Consider the following 3,073-nt stretch of genomic DNA (forward strand, 5'->3'; position numbering starts at 1 on the left):
GCGGCGGCCTTGAGGCGGCGGCGCACGTCGGCCTCGTTGAACCAGCCGCGCAGTTCGGCGGCGATGGCGCCGGGGTCCTCCGGCGGGACGAGGATGCCGGGCACGCCGCCGTCGGGGGCGCGGCCGACGGCCTCGGGCAGTCCGCCGACGTCGGTCGCGAGGACCGGGATGCCCCGGGCGAGCGCCTCGGTGACGGCCATGCCGTAGGTCTCGGCGTACGAGGTGAGGACCATCAGGTCGGCGGCGGCGTAGCTGGCGTCGAGGTCGGCGCCGGAGCGCGGTCCGGTGAGGCGCAGCCGGTCGGTGAGGCCGTGGCCCTCGATCTGGGCGCGCAGCCCGGCGACGTACTCGGGGTCGTGGCCGAGGCCGCCGACCAGCGAGCAGGTCCAGGGCAGGTCGCGTACGGCGGCGAGCGCCTCGACCAGCCGGTGCTGGCCCTTGCGCGGGGTGACGGCGGCGACGCACACCAGGTGCGAGACGCCGTCGGTGCCGGGCGCGAGGGGCGCGATGTCGGCGCCGGGGGCGGCGAGGTGGACGCGGTCGGGGGCGAGGCCGTGGTGGGAGACCAGTCGGCGTACGGCCCAGTCGCTGGTGGCGATGGTGGCGGGCACCGCGCGCAGCACGGCGCGCTCGCGGGCGTCGAGGTCGGCGGCGAGGGCCGGGTCCAGGCCGGTCTCGTCGCCGAGCGGGAGGTGCACGAGGACGGCCAGGCGCAGCCGTTCCGCCTCGGGCACGACGATCTCGGGCACCCCGCAGGCGACCAGGCCGTCCAGGAGGACCACGGTGTCGTCGGGCAGCTCGCGCAGGGTGCGGGCGAGTCCCTCGCGGGCGGCGGCGTCCGGGTCGGGCCAGGCGCCGGGCGCGGCGTGCCGGACGACCGACCAGCCGAAGCCGGGCAGGTCGAGGCAGACACGGCGGTCGTAGGCGTTGCCGCCGCTGGGGGCGGCGAGGTCGTCGACGCCGCCCGGCATGACGAAGTGCACGGTGCGCAGGGACATGGGGATGATCCCGACGTTCTTGGGGGCGGTGGGCTGCGGGGGGACGTAGGCGAGGGAGCCGGCCTTCGCGCGGTCGGCGGTCTTCGCGCGGTCGGCGGCGGCCTTCACTCGGTCAGGGGTGACCTTCGCGCGGTCCACGGTCAGATCGCTCACAGGTCACGCTCGTAACTCGCCCAGGCGATGTGCGACTCGTGCAGGGTCACCGAGAGGTTCGCCAGGCCCCGCGTGCCTTCACCGAGGGCGCCCTTGTGGATGCGCTCGGCGAGGCGGTCGGCGATGACCTTGGCGAGGAACTCGGTGGAGGTGTTGACCCCCGCGAACTCGGGCTCGTCGTCGAGGTTGCGGTAGTTCAGCTCGCCGACCACGGTGCCCAGTTCCTTGGTGGCCAGGCCGATGTCGACGACGATGTTGTCCTCGTCCAGCTGCTCGCGCCGGAAGGTGGCGTCCACGAGGAACGTGGCGCCGTGCAGGCGCTGCGCGGGTCCGAAGACCTCGCCGTGGAAGCTGTGGGCGATCATCAGGTGATCGCGGACGGTGATGCTGAACAACGGACGACCCTCCAGGTGCGGCGCGTCTGGTGCCCCCCGCGGTTCCCGCCGGGGGTTGACGACTAGTACGGCTGTCCGCTTGCTCGCGTTCAGCCGTCTCTCACTCTTTTCTCAGGTCAGGCGGTCGCCGACGCTGATTCCTTTTCACATGCCGGACAGGCGTGGCGCCTGTTTTACCGCTCAAACGGCCGCGTCGTACCTGATGCGGTGACACAGCGCGGGCAGCTCTCCGGAGGCCAGGCGGGGCATGAGTCCGGGCAGTTCCTCGAAGTCACTCTCCCCGGTGACGAGCGCGTCCAGCGCGGGGTCCGCCAGGAGGTCGAGGGCGAGGGCCATCCGTTCGGCGTAACCCCGGCCGGGGCGGGCGGCCGGGGAGACGGTGCCGACCTGGCTGGCGCGCACGGTGAGGCGGCGCGAGTGGAAGGCCTCGCCCAGCGGCAGGGTGACGCGCCGGTCGCCGTACCAGCTCAGCTCGATCACCGTGCCCTCGGGGGCGAGGAGTTCCAGGGCGCGGGTGAGGCCCTGTTCGGTGGCGCTGGCGTGGACGACGAGGTCGCAGCCGTCCAGGGCCTCGTCGGGGGTGGCGAAGTCGACGCCGAGCGCCTCGGCGGTCTTGGCGCGGGCCGGGTCGGCGTCCACGAGCTGGAGCCGTATGCCGGGGAAGCGGGCGAGCAGGGCCGCGACCGAGCTGCCGACCATGCCGCCGCCGACCACCGCGATCCGGTCGCCGACGAGGGGCGCGGCGTCCCACAGGGCGTTGACGGCGGTCTCCACGGTCCCGGCGAGCACGGCGCGGGCGGCGGGCACCCGCTCGGGCACGACGGTGACGGCGCTCACCGGAACGACGTAACGCGTCTGGTGCGGATACAGGCAGAAGACGGTACGGCCGATCAGCTCAGCGGGCCCTTCCTCGACCACACCGACGTTGAGGTAGCCGTACTTCACCGGGGCCGGGAAGGCGCCCTCCTGGAACGGCGCGCGCATCGCGTCGTGTTGGCTCTCCGGCACGCCGCCCCGGAAGACCAGGGTCTCGGTGCCCCGGCTGACGCCGGAGTAGAGGGAGCGGACCAGCACCTCACCCTCGGCGGGGGCCGCGAGGGTGACGTCGCGCAGCTCGCCCTGACCGGGTGAGCGGAGCCAGAACGCGCGGGCGGAGGGGTTCATCGGCATCCTCCTGAACGATCGGGAAGTGGTTCACGTACCGACAAGGGCACAGGCCGCGCACAGTACGCGGCGATGATCGACTCTGTCACTCGGCCGGAGGATGTGCGGTGGCCCTGAACAACACGTATGACGCGAGGCTCCAGCAGGAGACGGCCGTGGGAGCGGGCGTACAGCTTCTGCTGCTTGCCCTGCTCGGCACGGCCATCGGCATGGGGGTGGCCGGCTGGCTGACGGGGCTCGCCTTCGCGTTCGCCACCTGGGCGGTCCTCTCCCGCGCCCTGCACCGCTCCGCGCTGCGCTCCTTCGGCCCGGCCAACCGGGTGACCCTCGGCCGGGCGACCCTGGTCGGCGGGGTGACGGCCC

3 protein-coding genes and 1 pseudogene are annotated in these 3,073 nt (G+C 73.6%); 1 reads left to right on the plus strand and 3 read right to left on the minus strand.

What is annotated here, in order from left to right:
• The 3 genes from GTW40_RS23375 to GTW40_RS23385 form a co-directional block, all read right to left on the minus strand.
• The coding region (locus tag GTW40_RS23375) for a glycosyltransferase family 4 protein (protein WP_161182151.1) at positions 1–1,106 on the minus strand (1,106 nt) is incomplete at its 3' end.
• A gap of 41 nt (positions 1,107–1,147) precedes the next feature.
• Positions 1,148–1,546, minus strand: coding sequence for a 6-carboxytetrahydropterin synthase (locus tag GTW40_RS23380; RefSeq protein WP_161182149.1), 399 nt, complete (start codon positions 1,544–1,546; stop codon positions 1,148–1,150).
• Between the two features lie 180 nt (positions 1,547–1,726).
• Positions 1,727–2,710 (minus strand): zinc-binding alcohol dehydrogenase, encoded by a 984-nt coding sequence (locus tag GTW40_RS23385; RefSeq protein ID WP_161182150.1) that lies wholly within the window; start codon positions 2,708–2,710, stop codon positions 1,727–1,729.
• Between the two features lie 107 nt (positions 2,711–2,817).
• Here GTW40_RS23385 and GTW40_RS23390 point away from each other — a divergent pair.
• Positions 2,818–3,073: pseudogene (locus GTW40_RS23390) on the plus strand (CDP-alcohol phosphatidyltransferase family protein); the annotation flags it as partial.

This window comes from Streptomyces sp. SID4985 (assembly GCF_009863025.1).
In the GTDB taxonomy this organism is placed as follows: domain Bacteria; phylum Actinomycetota; class Actinomycetes; order Streptomycetales; family Streptomycetaceae; genus Streptomyces.

What these genes read in the sequence shown, in the direction of transcription:
- GTW40_RS23385 (WP_161182150.1), bottom strand. Translation starts at nt 2,710, where the DNA reads ATGAACCCCTCCGCCCGCGCGTTCTGGCTCCGCTCACCCGGTCAGGGC.